This is a genomic window from Actinomadura sp. 6K520 (assembly GCF_004349245.1).
Taxonomy (GTDB): domain Bacteria; phylum Actinomycetota; class Actinomycetes; order Streptosporangiales; family Streptosporangiaceae; genus Spirillospora.
This window is the reverse complement of the sequence record NZ_SMLC01000025.1, coordinates 1-25,840: the sequence shown is the minus strand read 5'-3', so window position 1 is coordinate 25,840 and position 25,840 is coordinate 1. Positions and strand designations below refer to the sequence as shown.

Here is a 25,840-nt window from a genome sequence, read left to right as displayed (position 1 = left end):
CATGAGTTCCGAGCACCCGGAGCAGCGGGCCGAGCAGGCCGCCGACCAGCTGCCCGCGCACACCGAGGAGGAGCGCCGCGAGCAGCCGGTCGTCCGCCGCGGCATGTTCGGCGCGAAGACGACCGGCGACACCTCCGGCTACGGCGGCCTCGTCGTCCGGCAGACCCCGAAGGTGTCGACGCCGCGCCCCTACGGCGGGCCCCGCGGCGCGGCCGAGCCCGGCGAGTTCGACGAGATCGCCGACGAGCTGGAGCGCGCCTACCCCGACTTCGGCGACGCGATCGAGCGGGTCGTGGTCGACCGCGGCGAGCTGACGTTCTACGTCAAGCGGGAGCACCTGCGCGAGGTGGCGCGCACCATGCGGGACGACCCGTCCCTGCGCTTCGAGCTGTGCTCGGGCGTGTCGGGCGTCCACTACCCGATGGACGAGGGCGCGGAGCTGCACTCCGTCGCGCACCTGCTGTCGATCACCCACAACCGGCGGGTGCGGCTGGAGGCGACCTGCCCGGACGCCGACCCGCACATCCCGTCGCTCGTCCCGGTGTACCCGACGAGCGACTGGCACGAGCGCGAGACCTACGACTTCTTCGGGATCGTCTACGACGGTCACCCCGCGCTGACGCGGATCGAGATGCCGGACGACTGGGTCGGCCATCCGCAGCGCAAGGACTACCCCCTCGGCGGCATCCCCGTCGAGTACCGAGGTGCGGAGATTCCCCCGCCGGACGAAAGGCGGTCGTACGTATGAGCTCGACCAAGTACACCGAGTACGACGCCTACGCGGCGGAGGAGGCGGCGTCGGGGACGGCCGGCTCCGGCGGCGAGACCCAGGGCCGGATCTTCGACGTCGGCGGGCAGGACTGGGACCAGGTCGTCGCCGGTGCCGAGGAGGCGGACGACGAGCGCCTCGTCGTCAACATGGGCCCGCAGCACCCGTCCACGCACGGGGTGCTCCGGCTGATCCTCACGCTCGACGGTGAGACGATCAACGAGGTCCGGCTGGTGATCGGCTATCTGCACACCGGCATCGAGAAGAACATGGAGTTCCGTACCTGGACGCAGGGCACCACGTTCTGCACCCGGATGGACTACCTGGCGCCGCTGTTCAACGAGACGGCGTACTGCCTGAGCGTCGAGCGGCTGCTCGGCATCGAGGACCAGATCCCGGAGCGCGCCCAGATCATCCGCGTGCTGATGATGGAGCTGAACCGGATCTCCTCGCACCTGGTGGCGACCGCGACGTTCGGGCTGGAGCTCGGCGCGACGACGGTGATGCTGAACGGCTTCATCGAGCGCGAGTACACCCTCGACCTGTTCGAGGAGATCACCGGCCTGCGGATGAACCACGCCTACATCCGTCCGGGCGGGGTGGCGCAGGACCTGCCGAGCGGCGCGGCCAGCAAGATCCGCGACTACCTGGACCGGATGCCGAAGCGCATCCGGCAGCTGCGCAAGCTGCTGGACGCCAACCCGGTCTTCCTGGCCCGCACGAAGGACATCGCGTACCTCGACCTCACCGGCTGCATGGCGCTCGGCGTCACCGGCCCGGTGCTGCGCTCGACGGGCCTCCCGTGGGACCTGCGCAAGTCGCAGCCGTACTGCGGCTACGAGACCTACGACTTCGAGGTCCCGACGCAGGACACCTGCGACGTGTACGGCCGCTATCTCGTCCGGATGGCGGAGATGGAGGAGTCGCTGAAGATCATCGAGCAGTGCCTGGACCGGCTGCAGACCGTCAAGGGCCCGGTGATGATCGAGGACAAGAAGATCGGCTGGCCGGCGCAGCTGGCGATGGGCGCGGACGGCCTGGGCAACTCGCCCCGGCACATCGCCCACATCATGGGCACCTCGATGGAGGCGCTGATCCACCACTTCAAGCTGGTGACCGAGGGCTTCCGGGTGCCGGCCGGGCAGGCGTACGTGCCGATCGAGTCGCCGCGCGGCGAGCTCGCGGCGCACGTGGTCAGCGACGGCGGCACCCGCCCGTTCCGCGCCCACTTCCGCGACCCGTCCTTCGTCAACCTGCAGGCCGTCCCGGCGATGTCGGAGGGCGGCATGGTCGCCGACATCATCGCCGCGGTGGCCAGCCTCGACCCGGTCATGGGAGGTGTGGACCGATGACGTACGAGCCGGAGGTTCGGGAACGCCTGGAGCGCGACGCCAAGGAGATCATCGGCCGCTATCCGCGGCCGAGGTCGGCGCTGCTGCCGATGCTGCACCTCGTCCAGTCGGAGGACGGGCACGTCACGCAGGACGGCATCGAGTTCTGCGCCGAGCAGCTCGGCATCACGCCCGCGCAGGTCACGGGCGTCGTGACGTTCTACACGCAGTACAAGCAGGCGCCCGTCGGGGAGTACCACGTCGGCGTCTGCATCAACACGCTGTGCGCGATCATGGGCGGCGACCAGATCTGGGACGAGCTGAGCGAGCACGCCGGGGTCGGCAACGACGAGGCGACCCCGGACGGCAAGGTCAGCCTGGAGCGGATCGAGTGCAACGCGGCCTGCGACTTCGCGCCCGTGATGACGGTCAACTGGGAGTTCTTCGACAACATGACTCCCGAGAAGGCCAAGAAGCTCGTCGACGACCTGCGGTCGGGGCAGCGGGTGCTGCCCACGCGCGGCCCCGAGCACCTGGCCACCTGGCGGGAGGCGTCCCGCATCCTCGCCGGGTTCCCCGACGGGCGCGCCGGCGAGGGCGTCCAGGCCGGTCCGGAGTCGCTGCGCGGGCTGGAACTGGCGCGTGAGCGTGGCTGGTCCGCCCCGGCGGCCGACGTCGACCGGGCGCGGCCGGACGAGCCGGTGAAGCCGGAGCAGATCTCCGCACCGCCGCACGAGCCGGGCAAGCCGATCCCCGGCGAGGCGAAGCCCGGCAGCCAGGAGGGACGGAGCAAGTGACCACGCTGACACCGGTCCTCACCGGCAACTGGGACCAGGCCGACTCGTTCACCCGCGCGGGCTACGAGCGCGGGGGCGGCTACAAGGCGCTGCGCAAGGCGTTCGGGATGGACCCGGACGGCATCGTCCAGGCGGTCAAGGACTCCGGGCTCCGCGGCCGCGGCGGCGCGGGCTTCCCCACCGGCATGAAGTGGGGCTTCCTGCCGCCGTCCAGCCCGAACCCGCGGTACCTGGTCGTCAACGCCGACGAGTCCGAGCCGGGCACGTGCAAGGACATCCCGCTGATGATGGCCAACCCGCACGTGCTCATCGAGGGCACCATCATCAGCTCCTTCGCCATCAGGTCGAACGTCGCGTTCATCTACGTGCGCGGCGAGGTGCTGCACGTGATCCGCCGGCTGCACCAGGCGGTCGCGGAGGCGTACGAGGCGGGCTACCTCGGCAAGGACATCCTCGGGTCCGGCTACGACCTGGACATCGTCGTCCACAGCGGCGCCGGTGCCTACATCTGCGGCGAGGAGACGGCGCTGCTGGACTCCCTGGAGGGGTTCCGCGGCTGGCCCAGGCTGAAGCCCCCCTTCCCGGCGGTGGCGGGCCTGTACGGCGGGCCCACCGTCATCAACAACGTCGAGTCGATCGCGTCGGTTCCCTCGATCGTCGGGAACGGCCCGGAGTGGTTCGCCGCGATGGGCACCGAGAAGTCGCAGGGCTTCGGGATCTTCTCGCTGTCCGGGCACGTGACGCGGCCCGGCCAGTACGAGGCGCCGCTCGGCATCACGCTGCGGGAGCTGCTCGACATGGCGGGCGGCATCCGGGCGGGGCACCGGCTGAAGTTCTGGACGCCCGGCGGGTCGTCCACCCCGATCTTCACCGACGAGCACCTGGACGTGCCGCTGGACTTCGAGTCCGTCGGCGCCGCCGGGTCGATGCTCGGCACCCGCGCGCTGCAGATCTTCGACGAGACGACGTGCGTCGTCCGGGCGGTGCTGCGCTGGTCGGAGTTCTACGCACACGAGTCGTGCGGCAAGTGCACGCCGTGCCGCGAGGGCACCTACTGGTACAAGCTCATGCTGAAGCGGCTGGAGGCCGGCCAGGGCACCGAGGAGGACCTGGAGACCCTGCTGGACATCTCCGACAACATCCTCGGCCGCGCGTTCTGCGCCCTCGGCGACGGCGCGACGAGCCCGGTCGTGTCGTCCATCAAGCTGTTCCGGGCCGAGTACCTCCAGCACTTCGAGCAGGGCCGCTGCCCGTTCGACCCGGCCGAGTCCACCCTCTGGGGAGGTGCCAAGTGACCGTCACCGACGACAAGTCGGCGGTGGAGAAGCGCGAGGACATGGTCTCCTGCACCATCGACGGCTTCGAGATCGAGGTGCCGAAGGGCACGCTGATCATCCGGGCCGCGGAGCTGCTCGGCATCCAGATCCCGCGGTTCTGCGAGCACCCGCTGCTCGACCCGATCGGGGCGTGCCGGCAGTGCCTGGTGGAGATCCCCGACGCCGGCAACGGCCGCGGGATGCCGAAGCCGCAGGCGTCGTGCACCACCCCCGTGATGCCGGGCATGGTCGTCAAGACCCAGCTCACCTCGCCGGTGGCCGACAAGGCGCAGCACGGCGTCATGGAGTTCCTGCTCATCAACCACCCGCTGGACTGCCCGGTCTGCGACAAGGGCGGCGAGTGCCCGCTGCAGAACCAGGCGATGTCCAACGGGCGCGGTGAGACGCGGTTCGTGGAGACCAAGCGGACGTGGCCGAAGCCGATCCCGCTGTCCAGCCAGGTGCTGCTCGACCGGGAGCGCTGCATCCAGTGCACGCGCTGCACCCGGTTCTCCGAGGAGATCGCCGGCGACGCGTTCATCGAGCTGACCAACCGCGGCGCGAAGGAAGAGATCGGGATCGCCGAGGACCGGCCGTTCCAGTCCTACTTCTCCGGCAACACCGTGCAGATCTGCCCGGTGGGCGCGCTCACCGGCACCGCGTACCGGTTCCGGTCCCGCCCGTTCGACCTGGTGTCTTCGCCGAGCGTCTGCGAGCACTGCGCCTCCGGCTGCGCGATGCGGACCGACCACCGGCGCGGCAAGGTCACCCGGCGGCTGGCCGGGGACGACCCGCAGGTCAACGAGGAGTGGAACTGCGACAAGGGCCGCTGGGCGTTCACCTACACGACGCAGCCGGACCGGCTCACGCACCCGCTGGTCCGCAACGAGGACGGCGTGCTGGAGCCCGCGTCCTGGCCGGAGGCGCTCACCATCGCGGCCGAGGGCCTCGCGGCGGCGCGCGGCTCCGCGGGCGTGCTGACCGGCGGCCGCGTCACCCTTGAGGACGCCTACGCCTACGCCAAGTTCGCCCGGATCGCGCTCGGCAGCAACGACGTCGACTTCCGGGCCCGGCCGCTGTCGGACGAGGAGGCGCGCTTCCTCGCCTCGTCGGTCGCGGGACGCTCGATCGAGGTGTCCTACACCGACCTGGAGAAGGCGCCCGCGGTGCTCCTGGCCGGCTTCGAGCCGGAGGAGGAGTCGCCGATCGTGTTCCTGCGGCTCCGCAAGGCGTACCGCAAGCACGCGCTGAAGGTGTACGCGGCGGCGCCGTTCGCGACCCGCGGGCTGAGCAAGGTCGGCGGCACGCTGCTGCCGACCGCGCCCGGCGCGGAGGCCGACACGCTCGCCTCGCTGATCGGGGACGCGGACCGGTCCGACGTCCGGTTGCTGCTGGAGACGCCCGGCGCCGTGATCCTGGTGGGCGAGCGGCTCGCCGCCAGCCCCGGCGCGCTGACCGCGGCGGTCCGGCTGGCGCGGGTGACCGGCGCCCGGCTGGCGTGGGTGCCGCGCCGGGCCGGGGAGCGCGGCGCGGTGGAGGCCGGTGCGCTGCCCGGCCTGCTGCCGATCGGCCGCCCGGTGGCCGACCCGGCCGCGCGGGCCGAGGTCGCCCGCGTCTGGGGCGTCGCCGCACTGCCCGACGCGCCCGGCGCGGACACCGCCGGCATCATCGCGTCGGCGGCCCGGGGGGATCGCGGCGCGCTGCTCGTCGGCGGCGTCGACCCCTACGACCTGCCCGACCCGGAGGCGATGCTGCGGGCCCTCGACGCCACGGCGTTCGTGGTGAGCCTGGAGCAGCGGCCGAGCGCGGTCACCGACCGCGCCGACGTCGTCTTCCCGGTCGCGGCCGTCGCGGAGAAGTCCGGCACGTTCGTCGACTGGGAGGGCCGCGGCCGCTCCTTCGACGTCGTGCTCAAGGCCGCCGGGCGGATGTCCGACCTGCGGGTGCTGGACTCCCTCGCCGACGAGCTGGACGTCCACCTGGGCCTGCCCGGCCCGGAGGCGGCGCGCCGCGAGCTGACCGAGCTCGGCGCCTACCGCGGCGAGCGCCCGGACGCGCCGGACGTGGCGCAGGCGCTCCCGCCGCGCCCGGAGCGCGGTGCGGCGCTGCTGGCGACGTGGCGGCTGCTGCTGGACCGGGGTCGCCTGCAGGACGGCGAGCCGTTCCTCGCGGGCACCGCGAAGGCCGCGGTCGCGCGGCTGTCGCCCGCGACGGCCGCGGAGATCGGCGCCACCGAGGCGGTGACGGTGTCGGCGGCGCGCGGCGAGGTCACGCTGCCGCTCGAAGTGACCGCCGACCTGCCCGACCGGGTGGTGTGGCTGCCGACGAACTCGGCCGGGTGCTCGCTGTACCGGGATCTGGGCGCGGCGGCGGGCGGCGTGGTCGGGATCGCGAGCGGGGTGCTCCGGTCCGCGACCGGCGCGACCGCCGCGGAGTCCGGCGCGACGACGGCGGCGGCGTCCGACGAGAACGCTGGAGGGAGCAAATGAGCCCGCTCGCTGCGGTGGCGCCCCTGGCGCCGGTCGCCGCGGAGCCGACGCTGGAGGACTTCGGCTCGGACCCGTGGTGGCTGATCGGTGGCAAGGTCATCGCCGTCTTCGCGTTCCTCGTCGTGACCGTGCTGCTGACGATGTGGATCGAGCGCCGCGTCATCGGCCGGATGCAGCTGCGCGTCGGCCCGAACCGCGCGGGCCCGTTCGGGCTGCTGCAGGGCCTCGCGGACGGCGTGAAGCTCGCCCTGAAGGAGGACATCGTCCCCCGCCAGGTCGACAAGGTCGTGTTCGTCCTGGCGCCGGTCATGGCCGCGGTGCCCGCGTTCATCTCGTTCGCCATCATCCCGATGGGGCCGACGGTGTCGATCTTCGGGCACCAGACGCCGCTGCAGGTCACCGACCTGCCGGTCGCGGTGCTGCTGGTGCTGGCGATGGCGTCGATGGGCGTCTACGGGATCGTGCTGGCCGGCTGGTCGTCGATGTCGCCGTACTCGCTGCTCGGCGGGCTCCGCTCCTCCGCGCAGGTGATCTCCTACGAGATCGCGATGGCGCTGTCGTTCGTGGCCGTGTTCATGTTCGCGGGCTCGATGTCCACCTCGGAGATCGTCGCGGCGCAGCACGACCGGTGGTTCGTGCTGCTGCTGGCCCCGTCCTTCATCGTGTACGTGATCACGATGATGGGCGAGTCGAACCGCATCCCGTTCGACCTGCCCGAGGGCGAGGGCGAGCTGGTCGGCGGCTTCCACACCGAGTACTCGTCGCTGAAGTTCGCGATGTTCTTCCTCGCGGAGTACATCAACCTCGCGACGCTGTCGGCGCTCGCCACCACGCTGTTCCTCGGCGGCTGGCGCGCTCCCGCGCCGATCTCCACGGTGTGGGCGGGGGCCAACACCGGCTGGTGGCCGGTCCTGTGGTTCCTGGCCAAGGTGTTCCTGTTCATCTTCTTCTTCATCTGGCTGCGCGGCACGCTGCCGCGCGTCCGCTACGACCAGCTGATGAAGCTCGGCTGGAAGGTGCTGATGCCCTTCTCGCTCGGCTGGATCCTGCTCGTCGCCACCATCCGCGCGCTGCGCAACGACGGCTACGACATGCAGCAGATCGTGGTCGTCGCCGCGGTGGCCGCGGCGGTGGTCCTGGTGGCCACGGTGCTCTGGGAGATGTTCCGGGGCGGCGAGGACGAGAAGGAGATCGTGCCGGGTGCGGACGAGGGCGTGAAGCCCGGCCCCGCGGCCGGCGGTTTCCCGGTGCCGCCGATGGACGCGCCCCACTACCGAGGTGGGCCGGCCGGCGCATCCAAGACGAGAACCCCTCCTGAGGAGGTCACCAGTGGGACTAACTGATTTCCTGAACCCGGTGAAGGGGTTCGGGGTCTCGTTCCACCAGATTTTCATGAAGAGCGAGACCGTTCAGTACCCCGAGGTGAAGAAGCCGACCGCACCGCGCTTCCACGGACGGCACCAGCTCAACCGGTGGCCGGACGGCCTGGAGAAGTGCATCGGCTGCGAGCTGTGCGCCTGGGCGTGCCCCGCCGACGCGATCTTCGTCGAGGGCGCCGACAACACCGCCGACGAGCGCTACTCGCCCGGTGAGCGGTACGGCCGCATCTACCAGATCAACTACCTGCGCTGCATCCTGTGCGGGCTGTGCATCGAGGCGTGCCCGACGCGGGCGCTCACGATGACCAACGAGTACGAGCTCGCCGACGACAGCCGCGAGAGCCTGATCTACACCAAGGAGATGCTGCTCGCACCGCTGCGCGAGGGCATGGAGCCGCCGCCGCACGAGATGCGGCTCGGCGACACCGAGGAGGACTACTACCGCCTCGGCCTCCAGCCCGAGGAGCCCGCGCCCGCCGTGCCGTCCGAGGAGGGCGGACGCGCGAGCGCCGACCAGGCGGTCAAGCGCGAGAAGTCCCGCAAGCGGGGTGAGAGCGCGTGATCTCCGCGATTCCGGGCGCCCCCGTCCTCGCGGCGGAGGTGGCCGACAAGCAGGCCGGCGAGCCGTTCTTCTTCTGGCTGCTGGCCATCGTGTCGGTCTCCGCCGCCCTCGGCATGGTCTTCATGCGGAAGGCGGTCCACTCGGCGCTGCTGCTGGCGACCGTGATGCTGTCGCTCGCCGCGCTGTACGCGATCCAGAGCGCCCCGTTCCTGGCGTTCGTGCAGGTGATCGTCTACACCGGCGCGGTGCTGATGCTGTTCCTGTTCGTGGTGATGCTCGTCGGCGTCAGCTCCACCGACTCGCTGGTGGAGACGATCCGCGGGCAGCGCTTCTGGGCGGCGGTCGCCGCGATCGGGTTCGTCGCCCTGCTCGGCGCCGGGCTCGCGAACGCGGCGCTCGGCCGCACGGCGGGCCTGCAGCAGGCCAACGCCGAGGGCAACGTCGTCGGCCTGGCCCGGCTGCTGTTCTCCAAGTACGTGTTCGCGTTCGAGGCCACCAGCGCACTGCTGATCACCGCGGCGCTGGGCGCGATGGTGCTGGCGCACCGCGAGCGGATCGGGGAGAAGCCGACGCAGAAGGTCCTGTCCAAGCGGCGGTTCCTGTCCGGCGACCACCCCGGGCCGCTGCCCGGCCCCGGCACCTACGCGCGGCACAACGCCGTCGACATGCCGGCGCTGCTGCCCGACGGGACCACGTCGGAGCTGTCGGTCAACCCGGTCATCGCCGCCCGCGTCGACACGGCCGAGCGGCACGCCGACCTGCACGGTTCGACCGCGGAGGAGGCGGTCGAGCGGAACGTGCGGGACGTCAAGGCCGTCACCGCGGAGGCCGCGGACGCGGATGCCGAGACGCGCGCCGCCAAGCCCGGGACACGGGCCGCGGGCGGCAACGAGGGTGAAGGCGAGGCTGGTTCATGAGTCCCGGGCACTACCTGGCGCTTTCGGCGATCCTGTTCACCATCGGGGCGCTCGGCGTCCTCGTGCGCCGCAACGCGCTCGTGGTCTTCATGTGCGTCGAGCTGATGCTGAACGCGACGAACCTGGCGTTCATCTCGTTCTCCCGCATGCACGGCAACCTGGACGGTCAGATCATCGCCTTCTTCGTGATGGTGGTGGCCGCCGCGGAGGTCGTGGTGGGCCTGGCGATCATCATGACCGTCTTCCGGACCCGCAGATCCGCGTCGGTCGACGACGTGAACCTGCTGAAGTACTGAGAGGCTGGGATGAAAGCGGAAGGCATCCAGGCCGCGTCCTGGCTCCTCATAGCGCTCCCGCTCGCGGGCGCCGCGATCCTCCTGCTCGGGGGGAGGCGCACCGACCGGTGGGGACACCTGCTCGGTGTCGCCATGTCGGTGGCCTCGTTCGCGGTGGGCCTCGCGATGTTCGCCCAGATGCTCGGCTACGCCGCCGACGAGCGGCGGCGCACCGTGCACCTGTGGGACTTCATCGACGTCGGCGCGTTCAAGGTCGGCATGGACCTGCTGGTGGACCCGCTGTCCATCAGCTTCGTCCTGCTGATCACCGGGGTGGGCTCGCTCATCCACGTCTACTCCATCGGCTACATGGCCGAGGACCCCGAGCGCCGCAGGTTCTTCGCGTACCTGAACCTGTTCGTCGCGGCGATGCTGCTGCTGGTGCTCGGGGACAACTTCCTGGTCATGTTCATCGGCTGGGAGGGCGTCGGCCTCGCCTCGTACCTCCTGATCGGGTTCTGGCAGTACAAGCCGACCGCCGCGACCGCGGCGAAGAAGGCGTTCGTCGTCAACCGCGTCGGCGACATGGGGCTGATCATCGCGATCGCGCTGATCTTCGCGACGTTCGGCACCATCGAGTACGGGGCCGTGCTCGGCACCGGCGCCGAGCACGCGGGGCTGGCGTCGCAGCTCAGCACCGGCACGGCCACCGCGATCGGGCTGCTGCTCCTGCTCGGCGCGTGCGGCAAGTCGGCGCAGCTCCCGCTGCAGTCCTGGCTCCTGGACGCGATGGAGGGCCCGACCCCGGTGTCGGCGCTCATCCACGCCGCCACGATGGTGACCGCCGGCGTGTACCTCATCGTCCGCGCCGGGCCGATCTTCGAGATGTCGGAGACCGCGCAGCTCGTGGTGACGATCGTCGGTGCGGCGACGCTGCTGTTCGGTGCGATCATCGGGTGCGCCAAGGACGACATCAAGAAGGCCCTCGCCGGCTCGACGATGTCGCAGATCGGCTACATGACGCTGGCCGCCGGGCTCGGCAAGGCCGGATACGTCTTCGCGATCGCGCACCTCATCGCGCACGGCTTCTTCAAGGCCGGCCTGTTCCTCGGCGCCGGGTCCGTCATGCACGGCATGAAGGACGACGTGAACATGCGCCACTACGGCGGGCTCCGCTCGGTCATGATGATCACCTACGCCACGTTCGGCCTCGGATACCTCGCGATCATCGGTTTCCCCGGGCTGTCCGGCTGGTTCACCAAGGAAGGGATCATCGAGGCGGCGTTCGACAAGGGCGGCACGTCCGGCGCGATCCTCGGCGCGTGCGCGCTGCTCGGCGCCGGCATCACCGCGTACTACATGTCGCGGGTGATGTTCATGACGTTCTTCGGCGAGAAGCGCTGGGCGGACGACGTCCACCCGCACGAGTCGCCCAAGATCATGACCGTCCCGCTGATCCTGCTGGCGGTCGGCTCGCTCGCCGCGGGCGGTTTCCTCATCCTCGGCGGGTTCGCCCACTTCCTGGAGCCGGTCGTCGGGGCGCCCGAGAAGGAACACCACTTCGCCCTGATCACCGAGACCGGCGCGGTCGCCCTCGTCCTGATGGTGATCGGGGTGGCCGTCGCGTGGCGGCAGTACGGCAGCCGGAAGGTGCCGCGTGAGGCGCCCAAGGGCTCGTTCGTCACGGTCGCGGCGCGCAAGGACCTCTACGGCGACGCGCTTAACGAGTCGCTGCTGATGCGTCCCGGGCAGTGGCTGACCCGGCTCGCCGTCTGGTTCGACGGGCGCGGCGTCGACGGCCTCGTCAACGGCACCGCCGCCGGCATCGGCGGCACGTCCGGCCGGCTCCGGCGCGTCCAGACCGGCTTCGCCCGCTCCTACGCCCTTTCGATGACCTTCGGCGCCGCGCTCGTGGTGGCCGCGCTCCTGGTGGTGAACATTTCATGAGCGACTTTCCCTGGCTGAGCGTCCTCATCGCGCTGCCGGTGGTGGGCGCGGTGCTGGTCAGCCTCATCCCGCGCGAACGGGAGACACTGGTCAAGCAGGTCGCGCTCGGCGTGTCCCTCCTCGTCGCGGCCCTCACCGGGGTCATGGCGGCGGGGTTCGACGCGGGCGGGCCGCGGTTCCAGTTCGAAGAGAAGTACTGGTGGATCAGGGAGTTCGGGATCCACTGGGCGCTCGGCGTCGACGGCGTCTCGCTGACGCTGATCCTGCTGTCGGTCATCCTCGTCCCGCTGGTCATCCTCGGCTCGTGGGGCGCGGCCGACCGGTCCGGCGGGGTGGACGTCCCGCCGAAGCGGTCGGTGAAGACCTACTTCGCGCTGCTGCTGTCCCTTGAGGCGACGATGATCGGCGTCTTCGCGGCGACCGACGTGTTCGTCTTCTACGTCTTCTTCGAGGCGCTGCTCATCCCGATGTACTTCATCATCGGGTCCTACGGCGGCGCGCAGCGCTCCTACGCCGCGGTGAAGTTCCTGCTGTACTCGCTGTTCGGCGGGCTGCTGATGCTCGTCGCGGTCATCTGGCTCTACCCGCTGTCGGCGAAGCCGGCCGCCGAGGGCGGCCTCGGCCAGGGCACGTTCATGTTCGCCGAGCTGGCGCGGCTGAACATCGACCCGACGACGGCGAAGTGGCTGTTCCTCGGCTTCTTCATCGCGTTCGCGATCAAGGCGCCGATGGCGCCGGTGCACACCTGGCTGCCGGACGCGGCGCAGCAGTCCCCGGCGCCCGCGCTGGTGCTGCTCGTCGGCGTCCTCGACAAGGTCGGCACGTACGGGATGCTCCGGTTCTGCCTGGAGCTGTTCCCCGGCGCGGCCCGGTGGGCGACCCCGGTCGTGATCGTGTTCGCCGTCGCCAGCATCATCTACGGCGCGGTCCTCGCGATCGGGCAGGTCGACATGAAGCGGCTGGTCGCCTACACGTCGATCTCCCACTTCGGGTTCATCGTGCTCGGCATCTTCGCGATGACGTCGCAGGCCCAGTCGGGCGCGGCGCTGTACATGGTGAACCACGGGTTCGCCACCGGCGCGCTGTTCCTGGTCGTCGGATTCATGATCGTCCGGCGGCGGTCGGCGCGGATCGCCGACTACGGGGGCATGCAGAAGGTGGCGCCCGTCCTCGCCGGGTCGTTCCTCATCGCCGGCCTGTCGAGCCTGTCGCTGCCCGGCCTGGCGCCGTTCGTGTCGGAGTTCCTCGTCATCGTCGGCACGTACGGCCGCTACCAGTGGGCCGCGATCGCGTCCGTCATCGCGGTCGTGCTCGCCGCCGTCTACATCCTGTGGATGTACCAGCGGACCATGGGCGGCCCGGCCGTGCCCGCCGTCGCGGGCCTGAAGGACCTGTCCGTGCGGGAGAAGTGGGTCATCGCGCCGATCCTCGCGATCATCGTGGCGATGGGCTTCTTCCCGCAGCCGGTACTGCACGTGATCAACCCTTCGGTGAACGAGACGCTGGCCCGGGTCGACCAGCGGGACCCGGCGCCGGACATCACCGGTAACGTCGCCGAGAACGGAGCCCGTCCATGAGCCCCAGCAGTCACGTGAGCGCGGTCCTCGCGCAGGGGGGTGACATCCCCGCGCCGCACATCGAGTACGGGCAGGTCGCCCCGATGCTGCTGGTCTTCGGCGCGGCCATCCTCGGCGTCGTCGTCGAGGCGTTCGTCGGACGCCGCTCGCGCTACTTCGTCCAGGTGCCGATCGCGTTCCTCGGCCTCGCCGGCGCCTTCGGGTGGACGATCGTGCTGGGCTGGCGCGAGAACCCGCACAGCGTCGCCGCCGAGGGCGCCCTCGGCGTGGACGGCCCGACCCTGTTCCTGCAGGGCACCATCCTGGTGCTGGCGCTGGTCAGCCTCCTGCTGATCGCCGACCGCGGCAGCGGCCGGGCGGGCGGCGCCGTCGAGGGGCACTTCGCCGCGCAGGCGTCCGCCCTGCCGGGCAGCGAGGCGGAGCAGCGCACCGCCGAGGCGGGGGCCGTGCAGACCGAGGTGTACCCGCTGATGATGTTCGCCGTCGGCGGCATGATCATGTTCCCGGCGTCGAACGACCTGCTCACGATGTTCGTGGCGCTGGAGGTGCTGTCGCTGCCGCTGTACCTGCTGTGCGGGCTCGCCCGCCGCAGGCGCCTCCTCTCGCAGGAGGCCGCGGTCAAGTACTTCCTGCTGGGCGCGTTCTCCTCGGCGTTCTTCCTGTACGGGATCGCGCTGCTGTACGGGTACGCCGGGTCGGTGCGCCTGTCGGACATCGCCGCGCAGATCGGCAGGGACGCGGGCAACGAGAGCCTGCTGCTCGCGGGCGTCGCGCTGCTGTCGGTCGGGCTGCTGTTCAAGCTCGGCGGCGTCCCGTTCCACATGTGGAAGCCGGACGTCTACCAGGGCGCCCCCACGCCGATCACGGCGCTGATGGCGTCGTGCACCGTCGTGTCCGCGTTCGGCGCGATCGTCCGCGTCTACTACGTCGCGTTCGAGACGCTGGAGTGGGACTGGCGGCCGTTCATGTGGGCTGTGGCCATTCTCACAATGGTCGTCGGGTCGATCGTCGCGATCACGCAGACCGACATCAAGCGGATGCTGGCCTACTCCTCGGTCGCGCACGCGGGGTTCCTGCTCCTCGGTGTGATCGCCACGTCGCCGAACGGCCTGTCGAGCACCCTGTTCTACCTGCTCGCCTACGGGTTCGCCTCGGTCGGCGCGTTCGCCGTCGTCACGATGGTGCGGGACGCGGGCGGCGAGGCCGGCCACCTGTCGCGCTGGGCGGGGCTCGGCAAGCGCTCCCCGGTCGTCGCCGGAACGTTCGCCTTCTTCCTGCTGGCGTTCGCCGGAATCCCGCTGACCAGCGGTTTCACCGGGAAGTTCGCGGTGTTCAAGGCGGCGGTCGAGGAGGGCGCGACCCCGCTGGTCATCGTCGCCGTGATCGCCTCCGCCATCGCGGCGTTCTTCTACGTCCGGGTGATCGTCCTCATGTTCTTCAGCGATCCGGACCCGGACGGCCCGGTCGTGGTGGCCGGGCCGGCGACCGCGGTCGCGGTCGCGCTCGGCCTGACGGCTACTGTGGTACTCGGCGTACTCCCACAACCCATTCTGGACCTTGCGGGACAAGCCACGACCGACATGTTCGTCCGGTAGGGAGTCTTGGGTGAGCCACCCATCTGCTGAGAAGTCCGGCGGGCCGGCCGTAGCGGAGACCGGCCCGTTCGGGCTTCCCGTCGACGCCGCCCTGGCGGCCGACGCCAGGCGCCGCCTCGGCACCGTCGAGGAAATGCTGATGGAGTGCGTCCGCGGCGACGACGCGCTGCTCACCGAGGCGTCCCAGCACCTGGTCGAGGCGGGCGGCAAGCGGTTCCGGCCGATGCTGGTACTGCTGGCCTCCCACTTCGGCGACCCGGCGGCGCCCGGCGTCGTCCCCGCGGCGGTCGTCGTCGAGCTCACCCACCTCGGCACCCTCTACCACGACGACGTCATGGACGAGGCGACCGTCCGCCGCGGCCAGGAGTCGGCCAACCAGCGCTGGACCAACACGGTCGCCATCCTCACCGGCGACTACCTGTTCGCCCGCGCGTCCGACCTGCTGGCCGACCTCGGCCCCGAGGCCGTCCGGGTGCAGGCCCGCGCGTTCGGCCGCCTCGTCCGCGGCCAGATGCAGGAGACCGTGGGCCCCCGCCCGGACGACGACCCCCTCAAGCACTACCTGCAGGTCGTCGCCGACAAGACGGCGTCCCTCATCGCCGTCTCCGGCCACTTCGGCGCCCTGCTCTCCGGCGCCTCCTCCCACGTGGTGCACACCATCACCTCGGCGTGCGAGAAGATCGGCGTGGCCTTCCAGCTCTCCGACGACATCCTCGACATCGCCTCCGAGGCCGAGGAGTCCGGCAAGACGCCCGGCACCGACCTGCGCGAGGGCATCCGCACCCTCCCGATCCACCACGTCCTCGGCGGCATCGGCTCCGGCCCGGACGACGCCCGCCTCCGCGAGCTCCTCGTCCAGGACCTCTCCGAGGACGACGCCCGCCACGCCGAGGCCCTCGCCCTCCTCCGCGCCCATCCGGCCATGGACCGCGCCCGCGCCGACCTGCGCCGCTGGGCCGAGGACGCCCGCGCCGAACTCCTCACCCTCCCCGAGATCCCCGCCCGCGACGCCTTCACCGGCCTCTGCGACTACGTAGTGTCGAGAACCGGTTAGTCCCGCTGCGGCGAGGCCCCCGCATCTACTGCGCGAGGCCGTGTGCCCGCCGATGTCAGTCGGCGGGCACACGGCCTCGCTTCGTTCTCTTACGCCTTCTGGGGTTCGGGTTCTTCGGACAGGCCGCGGACCTTCATGGCGTGCAGGACCAGGTCGATGAGGACCTGCTTGCAGGAGGCGAGGTCGCGGGCGTCGCACAGCATGACGGGGACCTTGGGGCCCAGGTTGAGGGCCATCTGGATCTCCGCCAGGTCGTAGCGCTTGGCGCCCTCGAAGCAGTTGACCGCGACGACGAACGGGGTGTTGCGGCGCTCGAAGTAGTCGACCGACGGGAAGCAGTCGGACAGGCGGCGGGTGTCGGCGAGGACGACGGCGCCGAGGGCGCCGAGGGAGACCTCGTCCCACATGAACCAGAAGCGTTCCTGGCCCGGTGTGCCGAAGAGGTAGAGGACGTAGTCCTCCTTCATCGTGATGCGGCCGAAGTCCATCGCGACGGTGGTGGTGTCCTTGCGCTCCACACCGGAGATGTCGTCGACGCCGACGCTCTTGTCGGTGAGGACCTCCTCGGTGCGCAGCGGCCGGGTCTCGGACACCGTGGCGACCATCGTGGTCTTGCCGACGCCGAATCCGCCCGCGATCACGATCTTGACCGCCGTGGGGAGCCTGCGGGCGCGCACGCCGTGCCGTCCGCCCCCGGCGCTAGAGGGCCCGGAGACCATCGATCACCGCCTTGTAGAGCCTGATGTCGTGCATGTCCGCTTCGGGTTCCGGTTCCTGCATCGAGACGAACCCCTTGTCGAGCAGGTCGCCGAGCATCACCCGCACGGTCGCGACGGGAAGGTCGAGGTGGCCGGTGATCTCCGCCACCGACATGACCGACTGGCAGAGCCGGATGATGGACAGGTGCTCCGGCCCGAGGCCGATCGCGCCCTCCGGCTCGGGGCCGACCGCCACCACGAGGGTGATGAGGTCGAACTCGCCGCGGGTCGGCTCGATGCGGCCGCTGGTCATCACGTAGGGCCGCACCATCGGGCCGGCCTGCTCGTCGAGCAGCCGGCCGCGGGCGGCGGGGGGCACCGTGTCGTCCGGCCAGTGGTCCTGCGGATCCTCGGGGGGCATCATGTCGCCGCTCCCTCGGCGCCCGACTCCGACCGGGCCGGGGAGGTGAGGTGGTGGCCCATGGCCGTGACGAGCATCGCCATCTCGTAGGCGATGAGGCCGACGTCGGCGTCCTCCTCGGCGAGCACGGCGAGGCAGGCGCCCTTGCCCGCCACCGTCACCAGCATGAACGCCGACTGCATCTCGATGATCGTCTGCCGGACGGGGCCGCCGCCGAAGCGGACGCCCGCGCCCTTGGCGAGGCTCTGGATGCCGGCGGCGACGGCGGCCAGATGCTCCCCGTCATCCTGGGTCACGCCTTCGGAGGACGCCATCAGCAGGCCGTCCGCCGACAGCACCACGGCACTGCGGGTGTGCGGCAGCCGGTGGACCAGATCGTCCAGCAGCCAGCCCAGATCGGAGCTCGAACCGGTCTTCTGCGTCACTGATCTTCCTCGCCTTCCGCTGCGTTCTCGCGCCTTTCCTGCCGTTCCGCCTGGGCCGCGGCAGAGCGGCCCTGCCTGGTGCCCCGCTGGTAGGAACCCATGATCCGCTGGATCTCCTCGGGAGAGCGGCCGGGGTCCGCCACCTCCTCCTCCTCCTGCTCCTCGGCGGTGGATTCGCCCGCCCGCAGGGGCTCGGCCAGGTTCGCCTGGGGCACCCGGACGGGCAGACCGGACGGTGTGGTGGAGATATCGGGCACGGGTGGCTGATCCTCCGGCTCGGTGGTTGCGGATTCACCGCCGTCTTCGGGGGCGGCGCCCTCCTGGGAGCGTGCGCGGTCCGCGGCGCCGCCGTCCGGTGCGTCGCCGCCGTCCGGCTCGGACGCGGGCGGCGGCACGGCCACGAGCGCGGGTCCGGTGGACTGCGGGCCGGTGGACGACGGGGACAGCGTCGCCGTCGCCCCGGACGACCTGGTGCCGGCCGCCTGGCGGTCGGCACCCTGCGCCGCCGGCCGCCCGGCCGCGGACGCGCCGGCCGCGGCCGGACGGCGGACCTCCAGGCCGTTCCGCGTGGTGGCGCCGGCCTCGACGGGCGCCGAGCTCGGCTCGGCGATCAGGTCCCGGGGGATGACGACCACGGCGGTCGTGCCGCCGTAGGCGGAGCGCTTCAGCGAGACCTGCACGTTGTACCGCTCGGCGAGCTTGCTGACCACGAACAGGCCGAGCTGCACGGAGCTTTGCAGGTTGAAGTCGGGCGGGTCGGCGATCCGCTCGTTGATCTCGGCGAGCTTGTCGTCGGTCATGCCGAGCCCGCGGTCCTCGATGTCGATGGCGAAGCCGCTGGCGACGAGGTGCCCGCCGACCTGCACGACGGTGTCGGGCGGGGAGAACGACACGGCGTTCTCGATCAGCTCGGCGAGCAGGTGGGTGACGTCGCCGACGGCGCGTCCGGCCAGCTCGACCGGGCCGAACGGCAGGACGGTGACGCGGGTGTAGTCCTCGACCTCGCCGACCGCGGCGCGGACGACGTCCACCATCGGGACGGAGTTGCGCCACCCGCGGGCGGGCAGCGCGCCGGACAGCACGATGAGGTTCTCGGCGTTGCGCCGCATGCGGGTCGCGAGGTGGTCGAGCCGGAACAGCTCCTCCAGCTCCTTGACCTCGATGTCGCGGCGCCGCTCCATGGTGTCCAGCATGGTGAGCTGCCGATGCACGAGGGTCTGGGTGCGCCGGGCCAGGCTGAGCAGGACGTCCCGGATGCCGCGCCGCAACTCGGCCTGCTCGACGGCGGTGGCCAGCGCGGTCCGCTGGACCTGGTTGAACGCCTTGCCTACCTGGCCGATCTCGTCGTCACCGAACCGCAGCTCGGGGGCCTCGGCGGCCACGTCCACCTTCTCGCCGTGCCCCAGCCGCTCGACCACGCTGGGCAGCCGCTGCTCGGCCAGCTCCCACGCGGCGGCGCGCAGCCGTTCGAGCTGCCGCACGAGGGCGCGGGCCGTGGTGATCGACACGATGATGGACGCGATGACCGCCAGCAGTCCGAGACCACCGGCCAGCGCCAGCCGGATGATCACGCCGGTCGCGACCGGCGCGGCGCGCTCGACGATCCGGTCGCCGCCTTCCAGGACGAGCTTGTCGTGCCCCTCCATGACGGGCTCCACGGCAGACTTCCAGTCGGCCGCGCTGATCGGCGGCTTCGCGGCCGTGCGCGACTTCTGGATTACCTGGTCCTCAAGGTACGCGAACCGCTGGTACTCCTCGCTCGCGAGGTACCGCTCGTAGCCGGCGCGGTCGGAGTCCGGCAGTTCGGCGACCGCCTCGTCGAAGAAGAATCGCTGCGCGCCGACGAGCCGGGTGAACTCGACCGCCTCCGCGCCGGTGAGGCGGCCAGCCGCCAAGGCACCGGCGAGCAGGGCGTCCTCGCGGGAGAGCACCTCCCTGGCCCGGGTCAGGTCGATGAGGGTGGCGCTGTCGCGGGCGATGTCGTCCTCGTTGAGGCCGGCGCTGGCGCGGAAGACGCGGAACGTGGAGTCGATGAGGGCGTTGTAGGGCTGCGCCGCCTGCGCGCGATCCGTCCCGGCGTCGATGGCACTGCGCCCGTGCTCGAGGGTGTCGAGCTGGTCGAGCGTCTCCGTGATGCGCTTCCAGCCGACATCGCTCGATGCCCTTTTCACGTTGTCGCCGCTCGCGAGTTCGCGGAACCGCTTCACCGTCTTGTCGGTGCGTGCGCGCTGTGCGTCAAGTGCGGCACGCTGCTGGGGATTCGGACGGCCCAGGTACACCAAGGTGGCACGGCGTTCGTTCTGCAGGGACGTGATCAGGTCGGAACCGGGGCGCCCGGTGTTCGTGTCGAGCGTGCTGAGCGAGAGGAGGTTCAACCCGTCCCGCAGCGTGACCCACGCGGCGAATCCCCAGAGTGCTACGAGCGACAGCAGAAGCGCCGTGACCTTGAGCCGCACACGTGAATTACGCAAGCGCATTTTACCTGTCCAGGAAAATAGAAAGCCTCCCGGACGTTTCCAGGGGGCCGGCGGGGCCAAAGCACCCGACTCGCGGGGGGCGTGACCGAAACAGGCTAGCGTTCCGGGCTGGGAAGAACTTTAGCAACGCCGACATAACGACTCAAGGTGAATGCCCACAGCAGGCGCGATGTCCTGGTTTGGTGGTTTTGCGGCTTTCGTAAGGTCAGTGTGACCTGTCCAACTGCGGCGGCACCTTGCGATCGACGAGGTGAAGCGCCGCGAGGATTGCGGCCTCGACCACTGCCGTGGGCAGATAGAGATCTTTGTCATGCCAAAGCGCCGGGCGCGGCGCGCTCCCGGCGGCGCGACGCAGACTCCGGGAGCCGTCCGCCACCGCTCGTTCGATCGCGTGCCCGGCCGGAACCCGGACGAGCATCAGTATCTGGAGTGCGTACGCCGTTTCTTCGGCGGTGCCGTGCCAGGTGCCCCACGAGCCGTCCGGACGCTGCGTTGCCAGCACCCAGCGGACCGACCGGGCGACCGCCGGCCGCGCCCGCTCGCCGCCGAACTCGGAAAGCGCCAGCGCGCTACATGCCGTCGCGTAATAGGGCGACACATGCCACCTGTCGTGCCAGCTGCCGTCCCCGTGTTGTTGATCTTGAAGCCAGGATGTGAGTTTTCTTACTGTCGCAGCGCAGCGGTGAACGATCCGCGGATTTTCGGTGGACGGGTTCCTGCGGGCGTCCCTGAGATATTGCCCGAATGCGTCGAGGGCGTGCGCGTTCACGCTGGCCGAATAGCCGTCCTCGCCGGGCCATGTACAGAAATGAGAGTCGGTCTCGTACCGCCACAGAGCGTCCGGCGTCCGGCCGGCCCCGAGAAGCGACAGCGTGTAGAGCGTCACCGCGGTGGTGTCGGCGTCGGCGGGCAGGCCGGCGGCGGCCGGGGTGCCGTCCGGGCCGACGGCGGCGGACAGGTCCGCCACCATCTCCGCCGGCACGGCGGGGGAAAGGCCCGCGCGCAGCAACGTGCTGATCACCCAGGAGCGCTCGAACACCGTGATGGGGATGCCGCACGGAACGGGCCCGTCATGGCGGGTCACGACCGACTCGAGGAACCGGCGCGCCGGGGCGTCGGGCTCGCGCGGCCCCCGCTCCCCGAGCCACGCGGCAGTGGCGGCCGGTGACGCGCCGATCGTCCCCGTCGGGGTGGGAGGGACGCCGATGGCGCGGGACGCGGCCGGGCCCGCCGTTTCCAGCGCGTGGAACAGCTTGTCGGGCAGGACGAGGCCCGCGTCCAGCGCGGCGAGCATATGGTCCAGCCTTCGGCGGTCCATGCCGGCGGGCAGGGAGGGCGGCGGCCGGTCCGGCCAGGGCCCGAGATCCGCGGGTGGCGCGTCCCGCAAGGCCCGTAGGTGCTCGCCGACCGAGCCGACGAGCGAGGCGGTGATCAGCTCGACCGCGGGCATGTCCGGGATGCCGTCCTCGCCGAGCGCCGGGATCAGCTCAGTGAGCATTCCGAGCGCACGGTCGGCGGAACGTGCCAGAACCGCGTGGCCGGTACTGTTCGGCGGCCGCCGCAGCACGGCGAGGAGCGCGTCGGCCGCGCTCAGCGTCGGGACGAGCGCGTATCCCCCTGGCCCGCCCCAGCCGCCGTCCGGCCGCTGGGAGTCCAGGAGGTAGGTCACGCGCCGCGCGTGCCCGCCGAGCCAGGGGGCGAGGGCCACGAGCCGCGCGGTCTCGTAGATCGATGGCGAGACCTGCCCCCATGGCTCGCGGAGGAGCCCGCTCACCAGTTCGTCAGCCTGCGTCCCGTGATCGGCGGGCGCCAGGTCGGCCACGGCACGGTCGTCCACGGTCATAGGGGCCCCCAGTAGTCCGTGATTCCGTAGAAGCCGGTGCTGTAGCCGATCTGCCGTTCGAGATAAGTGGCTTCGGTGGGGCACGTGTCCCGGAGCGGGCGGAGCAGTTCGCGGCACTCGTTGACGATCGCGGTGATACGGCCGGTGACCGTGGCACGATCCACGCCGAGCATCAGCGAGTTGATGTCGCCCCAGGTGACGTCCCGCTCATAGGTGGCGAGGTCGTTGAGAAGGCGCAGGACGCGTTGCACCTCCGCGCTGACCTTCCACAGCGCTTCGAGGTGAGCGAGCGTGGCCCGGTCGCCCGTGAAGATCCAGTGACCGATGTTGACCAGCGATGACCCGAAGTTGTCGGCATTGGCCAGGTACCGCTCGAACGTAAGCCCGCCGGTGTCCCGGTGGGCGCCGGCGGTCTTCCACTCCCACTCCTGGGCCATCGCGGTCAGGTAGCGCCGGAGCTGCTCGCGCCACACCGGCTCGTGCGCCTTGAACGCCGGCACCGTCGCGATGTCGGCCTGGATACCGGCCAGGCACCGGGCGAGTTCGGCTGCGGGCGCGGTATCTTCCGCGACGGGTGCCGTTCCGTCCGGTACCGCCATGCATTCCCGCACCACCGTGTCGATCTCGTCGCGCGTCTTGGCGATGTAGTCCACGACCCAGTCGGCGGCGAACACCCACAGGGACGCGCGGACGGCGATGCGCAGCCGGTCCGGGGACTCCCAGGGCGCGCCGAACGCGTTGGCCAGGGCGACCGTGCTGTACAGCCGGGCGTCGAAGGGCCGTGCGGAGAACAGAACGGGGTAGGACTCTGCCCATTTCTGCAGGTCGCGCTGGCAGTCCGCCGCCAGTGCGGTGGTCCTACCCGCTTCCAATGCCCGCTGGATCTCATCCCCCGCTGCGGGGACCTCCAGCGCCCTCAACTCCGGCCCACCGGCTCGAGGACGATCTGCACCTGCTCTTTCGGGATCAACGTGAGTCTCACCTGCGGCTTGATCGGGTTCTCGTTCCGCACCACGGGACGGAAGCGCTGGAGCAGCGTTGAGGCGATCAGCTGGGCTTCAACGGTGAAGAAGAGCGTCCCCACGCACTGGTGGGCACCCGCGCCGAACGCCATGTAGGCGAACCGGTGGCGGCCCTTCGACCGGCTGTGGGAGAACCGCTCAGGGTCGAAGACCTCGGGATGCGGCCAAACGTCGTGGAGCCGATGGGTGAGGTAGGGACTGATCAGGATCGTGCTGCCGCCCTTGATCTTGACCCCGTCGATGACGTCGTCGGCGACGGAGGTGCGGGGGATGACCCACCCGACGGAGTACACCCGGAGCAACTCCTGGATGACCATCTTGGTGTAGCGGAGCTCCGGCAGATGCGACCTGCCCGGCGCCTCCGTTCCGAGCACCTCGTCGATCTCGGAGTAGACCCTGTCCGCTATCTCCGGATGCGAGTCGAGCACCACCCACAACCAGGTCAGGGCCGTCGCGGTCGTCTCCGTCCCGGCGGTGAACATCGCCACCACGCCGTCGCGGACCTGCTGGTCGTTGAGGCTGCGGCCCTGCTCGTCCTTGGTCTCGATCAGCATGGAGACGATGTCGCGCTCCTTGGCCTCGCCCCGGCGCGCCTCCTCGACCAGCGGGAAGATGACCTCGTCCACCGCCCGGACCGCGGACTTGAACGACCGGTCGCCCGGCAGCGGGACCGACAGCGGGACGAACGGCAGCAGCATCCGGAACCCGATCGACCTGGTCGCGGTCCTGATCGCGTCGGCCAGGTGGTCGGCCTCGGTGAGGGAGATCCGGCCGCCGAAGAAGATGCGGATGATGGCGCGCTGCACGATGCGGGTCATCTCGGCCTGGGAGTCCACAGGGTCCCCGCCGGCGCGCTCGGCCAAATGCCCGACACCCTCGGCGATCGTACGCGCCATCTCGTCGGTGACCGAGGCGATGTTCGGCCCCGACAGCAGGCGCTGGAAGATGCCCCGGTTGAGCGCCCATTCGGACCCCTCACCCGCGATCTCCCCGACCAGCCGGGTGAGCGGCTTCCACATCATCCCCTCGCGCGGATAGTTAGCGGCGTTGTCCCGCAGCACGTGCTGGACGTGCTCTGGCCGGGTCAACAGATAGGGTCTGGACACCCCGAGATTCACCCTTGTGATCTCCCCGTTCGCCTCCTGCCCGAGCCGCTCGAACGTCTCCAATGGCTCCCTTAGCACCTTCCTGACGTGCCGGAACGACAACATCGGTGCTTTACGGGCGGACCGGGTGCCGACATCGATGGCCATCTTTCGACCCCTTTGACGTTGTGACGTAAGCGGTCCGGGCGGCGGGAGACCCGAGAGCATTGATGAACGGGCGGTTTAGGAGGTTTGTCGGGACTTGCCGGGTTCGAGGGGAGTATCACATGATCATTTAACGAAAACAAGCATCCTCTTGGTAGGAAATATGACGATCTGCGCGTGACATACCTCACTTCACAAGCAATGCGTCGTAAAAGTCGGAGTCGATTTGACTGATCGTTCGACCTCTGTCGGTACTCTCAGAATCGATTACCAGTTCGATGGATTGACCATTTGAACTGCCGAAATATCGATCAACTGGCCTACATCAGGGCCTTGCGCGCCACGCCTGACCCAAGCCCCGTACCCGAACCCCCACCTCACGCGTAAAGTCGGGGTGAGGACGCCTCCAGCCGCCCGAAACACCCCAAAGGGCCCAACCTGCTCCCGGACATCACTTCCCCCGGCGAGCTAACCTGGAGGCATGTTCGGCTTTGCGAAGACCCAGATGGTCTCTCCGGAGAAGGCACTCCCCGGCAGGGACGAGCCCATCCCGGTACCACCGCGCCACGAGGTCCTCGACGCCCCCCTCGCACCCCCCTACCCGGAGGGCGCCCAGATCGCCGAGTTCGCCCTCGGCTGCTTCTGGGGCGCCGAACGCAAGTTCTGGCAGACCCCCGGCGTCATCTCCACCGCCGCCGGCTACGAGGGCGGCTACACCCCGAACCCCACCTACGAAGAGGTCTGCAGCGGCCAGACGGGCCACACCGAAACCGTCCGCGTCGTCTACGACCCCGCGAAAATCACCTACGAAGACCTGCTCCGCATCTTCTGGGAAGCCCACGACCCGACCCAGGGCATGCGCCAGGGCAACGACGTCGGCACCCAGTACCGCTCAGCCGTCTTCTACAGAACCGACCTGGAACAAAAGGCCGCCGAAGCCTCCCGCGACGCCTACCAAGACGTCCTCACCACCGCCGGCCACGGCCCCATAACCACCCAGATAACCAAGGCCACCGACTTCTACTACGCCGAGCACTACCACCAGCAGTACCTCCACAAGAACCCAGGCGGCTACTGCGGCATCGGCGGAACCGGCTTGAGCTGTCCCGTGGGCGTCGCTCCTGCCGAGTAAGGGCTGAACTGCTGGAACGGCCCTCAGGCCGCGTGCGTGTCGAGTACCTTGCGGACCGCGGGGATGTCTCGGTACTGCTCTAGCTTGGTGAGGACGATGCGGCCTCGCCGGGCCGTCCGGTCGCTGGCGGAGTTCTCACCCATGCCGGGACAGAGAACCTGCGCGTCTGCTCAACCACGGCGTCGATCTCAGCGCCGACCGGTGGATACGCCGCTTGCAGGTCGTCTCCTCGGTGCGTGGCGCCGAACTGCTCGATCATGTCGATTGACGATCCCACGCCAGGATGACCGACAATTTCTGTGATCACGCCCCAGGGGTGATGGCTGAGAACCCTTGGCCCGGATCAGCTGTCCTGGGATGAGCTGCATGCTTGCCGTCTCGAAGCGCTCCACACGTGCATTCTGTCGTTGCGGGGAGGCCGACTCCGCTTGGCAGGTCGCTTAGTGCCACATGGCATTCGCTCGCTGGCCGTTTGAGTGTGAGCGGTGATCGCCCGTCTTGACGCCGGTGTGGGGTGGAGGGGGCGTGGAGGCGTCAGGATGGCTGTCTCTTATACACGTCTTG

Annotated in this window: 21 protein-coding genes; 14 read left to right on the top strand and 7 right to left on the bottom strand. The window is 70.2% G+C overall.

The window, feature by feature from the left end; translation table 11 throughout:
- The first annotated feature begins 1 nt into the window (after position 1).
- The 13 genes from E1289_RS09500 (at position 2) to E1289_RS09440 (ending at position 16,008) form a co-directional block, all read left to right on the top strand.
- A complete protein-coding gene (locus tag E1289_RS09500; protein ID WP_131977596.1) occupies positions 2-748 on the top strand; it encodes an NADH-quinone oxidoreductase subunit C in 747 nt (248 codons plus the stop codon).
- Positions 745-2,121 carry an NADH-quinone oxidoreductase subunit D gene (locus E1289_RS09495; RefSeq protein WP_131977593.1) on the top strand — a complete coding sequence of 459 codons (1,377 nt, stop codon included), beginning with the start codon at positions 745-747 and terminating at the stop codon, positions 2,119-2,121. Before E1289_RS09500 ends, E1289_RS09495 begins: the two co-directional genes overlap by 4 nt.
- A complete protein-coding gene (nuoE, locus tag E1289_RS09490) occupies positions 2,118-2,897 on the top strand; it encodes an NADH-quinone oxidoreductase subunit NuoE (protein ID WP_131977590.1) in 780 nt (259 codons plus the stop codon). Before E1289_RS09495 ends, nuoE begins: the two co-directional genes overlap by 4 nt.
- Positions 2,894-4,192: an NADH-quinone oxidoreductase subunit NuoF gene (nuoF, locus tag E1289_RS09485; protein WP_131977587.1), complete on the top strand. Its 1,299-nt coding sequence runs from the start codon at positions 2,894-2,896 to the stop codon at positions 4,190-4,192. Before nuoE ends, nuoF begins: the two co-directional genes overlap by 4 nt.
- Positions 4,189-6,702, top strand: coding sequence for an NADH-quinone oxidoreductase subunit G (locus E1289_RS09480; RefSeq protein WP_131977584.1), 2,514 nt, complete (start codon positions 4,189-4,191; stop codon positions 6,700-6,702). Before nuoF ends, E1289_RS09480 begins: the two co-directional genes overlap by 4 nt.
- Positions 6,699-8,045: an NADH-quinone oxidoreductase subunit NuoH gene (nuoH, locus tag E1289_RS09475; RefSeq protein WP_131977581.1), complete on the top strand. Its 1,347-nt coding sequence runs from the start codon at positions 6,699-6,701 to the stop codon at positions 8,043-8,045. Before E1289_RS09480 ends, nuoH begins: the two co-directional genes overlap by 4 nt.
- Positions 8,032-8,643 (top strand): NADH-quinone oxidoreductase subunit NuoI, encoded by a 612-nt coding sequence (nuoI, locus tag E1289_RS09470; protein WP_131977578.1) that lies wholly within the window; start codon positions 8,032-8,034, stop codon positions 8,641-8,643. The genes nuoH and nuoI overlap by 14 nt, the downstream gene beginning before the upstream one ends.
- A complete protein-coding gene (locus E1289_RS09465; RefSeq protein WP_131977575.1) occupies positions 8,640-9,560 on the top strand; it encodes an NADH-quinone oxidoreductase subunit J in 921 nt (306 codons plus the stop codon). The genes nuoI and E1289_RS09465 overlap by 4 nt, the downstream gene beginning before the upstream one ends.
- The gene (gene nuoK, locus E1289_RS09460) at positions 9,557-9,856 is read left to right on the top strand and encodes an NADH-quinone oxidoreductase subunit NuoK (RefSeq protein WP_131977572.1); all 300 of its coding nucleotides are present in this window, start codon (positions 9,557-9,559) and stop codon (positions 9,854-9,856) included. The genes E1289_RS09465 and nuoK overlap by 4 nt, the downstream gene beginning before the upstream one ends.
- 9 nt (positions 9,857-9,865) lie before the next feature.
- The gene (gene nuoL / locus E1289_RS09455; RefSeq protein ID WP_131977569.1) at positions 9,866-11,782 is read left to right on the top strand and encodes an NADH-quinone oxidoreductase subunit L; all 1,917 of its coding nucleotides are present in this window, start codon (positions 9,866-9,868) and stop codon (positions 11,780-11,782) included.
- A complete protein-coding gene (locus tag E1289_RS09450) occupies positions 11,779-13,359 on the top strand; it encodes an NADH-quinone oxidoreductase subunit M (RefSeq protein WP_131977566.1) in 1,581 nt (526 codons plus the stop codon). Before nuoL ends, E1289_RS09450 begins: the two co-directional genes overlap by 4 nt.
- Positions 13,356-14,954, top strand: a complete 1,599-nt coding sequence (nuoN, locus tag E1289_RS09445; RefSeq protein ID WP_131977563.1) for an NADH-quinone oxidoreductase subunit NuoN — start codon at positions 13,356-13,358, stop codon at positions 14,952-14,954. The genes E1289_RS09450 and nuoN overlap by 4 nt, the downstream gene beginning before the upstream one ends.
- 133 nt (positions 14,955-15,087) lie before the next feature.
- Complete coding sequence (locus tag E1289_RS09440; RefSeq protein WP_207928885.1) at positions 15,088-16,008, top strand: polyprenyl synthetase family protein; 921 nt, start codon at positions 15,088-15,090, stop codon at positions 16,006-16,008.
- 89 nt (positions 16,009-16,097) lie between these two features.
- Here the strand turns inward: E1289_RS09440 and E1289_RS09435 are convergent, their stop codons facing one another.
- The 7 genes from E1289_RS09435 to E1289_RS09405 form a co-directional block, all read right to left on the bottom strand.
- Positions 16,098-16,727 (bottom strand): ATP/GTP-binding protein, encoded by a 630-nt coding sequence (locus E1289_RS09435; RefSeq protein ID WP_131977557.1) that lies wholly within the window; start codon positions 16,725-16,727, stop codon positions 16,098-16,100.
- Positions 16,708-17,130, bottom strand: a complete 423-nt coding sequence (locus E1289_RS09430) for a DUF742 domain-containing protein (protein ID WP_131977554.1) — start codon at positions 17,128-17,130, stop codon at positions 16,708-16,710. The genes E1289_RS09435 and E1289_RS09430 overlap by 20 nt, the downstream gene beginning before the upstream one ends.
- On the bottom strand, positions 17,127-17,552 hold the full coding sequence (locus E1289_RS09425; protein WP_131977551.1) for a roadblock/LC7 domain-containing protein: 426 nt from the start codon (positions 17,550-17,552) through the stop codon (positions 17,127-17,129). The genes E1289_RS09430 and E1289_RS09425 overlap by 4 nt, the downstream gene beginning before the upstream one ends.
- Positions 17,549-20,029: a nitrate- and nitrite sensing domain-containing protein gene (locus tag E1289_RS09420; RefSeq protein WP_131977548.1), complete on the bottom strand. Its 2,481-nt coding sequence runs from the start codon at positions 20,027-20,029 to the stop codon at positions 17,549-17,551. Before E1289_RS09420 ends, E1289_RS09425 begins: the two co-directional genes overlap by 4 nt.
- Positions 20,030-20,234: 205 nt before the next feature.
- Positions 20,235-21,872 carry a prenyltransferase/squalene oxidase repeat-containing protein gene (locus tag E1289_RS09415; protein ID WP_131977545.1) on the bottom strand — a complete coding sequence of 546 codons (1,638 nt, stop codon included), beginning with the start codon at positions 21,870-21,872 and terminating at the stop codon, positions 20,235-20,237.
- Positions 21,869-22,744, bottom strand: coding sequence for a terpene synthase family protein (locus E1289_RS09410; protein WP_207928881.1), 876 nt, complete (start codon positions 22,742-22,744; stop codon positions 21,869-21,871). The genes E1289_RS09415 and E1289_RS09410 overlap by 4 nt, the downstream gene beginning before the upstream one ends.
- Positions 22,745-22,788: 44 nt before the next feature.
- Positions 22,789-24,105, bottom strand: coding sequence for a cytochrome P450 (locus E1289_RS09405; protein WP_243712720.1), 1,317 nt, complete (start codon positions 24,103-24,105; stop codon positions 22,789-22,791).
- Positions 24,106-24,625: 520 nt separating this feature from the next.
- Here E1289_RS09405 and msrA point away from each other — a divergent pair.
- A complete protein-coding gene (gene msrA / locus E1289_RS09400) occupies positions 24,626-25,276 on the top strand; it encodes a peptide-methionine (S)-S-oxide reductase MsrA (RefSeq protein ID WP_131977539.1) in 651 nt (216 codons plus the stop codon).
- Positions 25,277-25,840 lie beyond the last annotated feature (564 nt).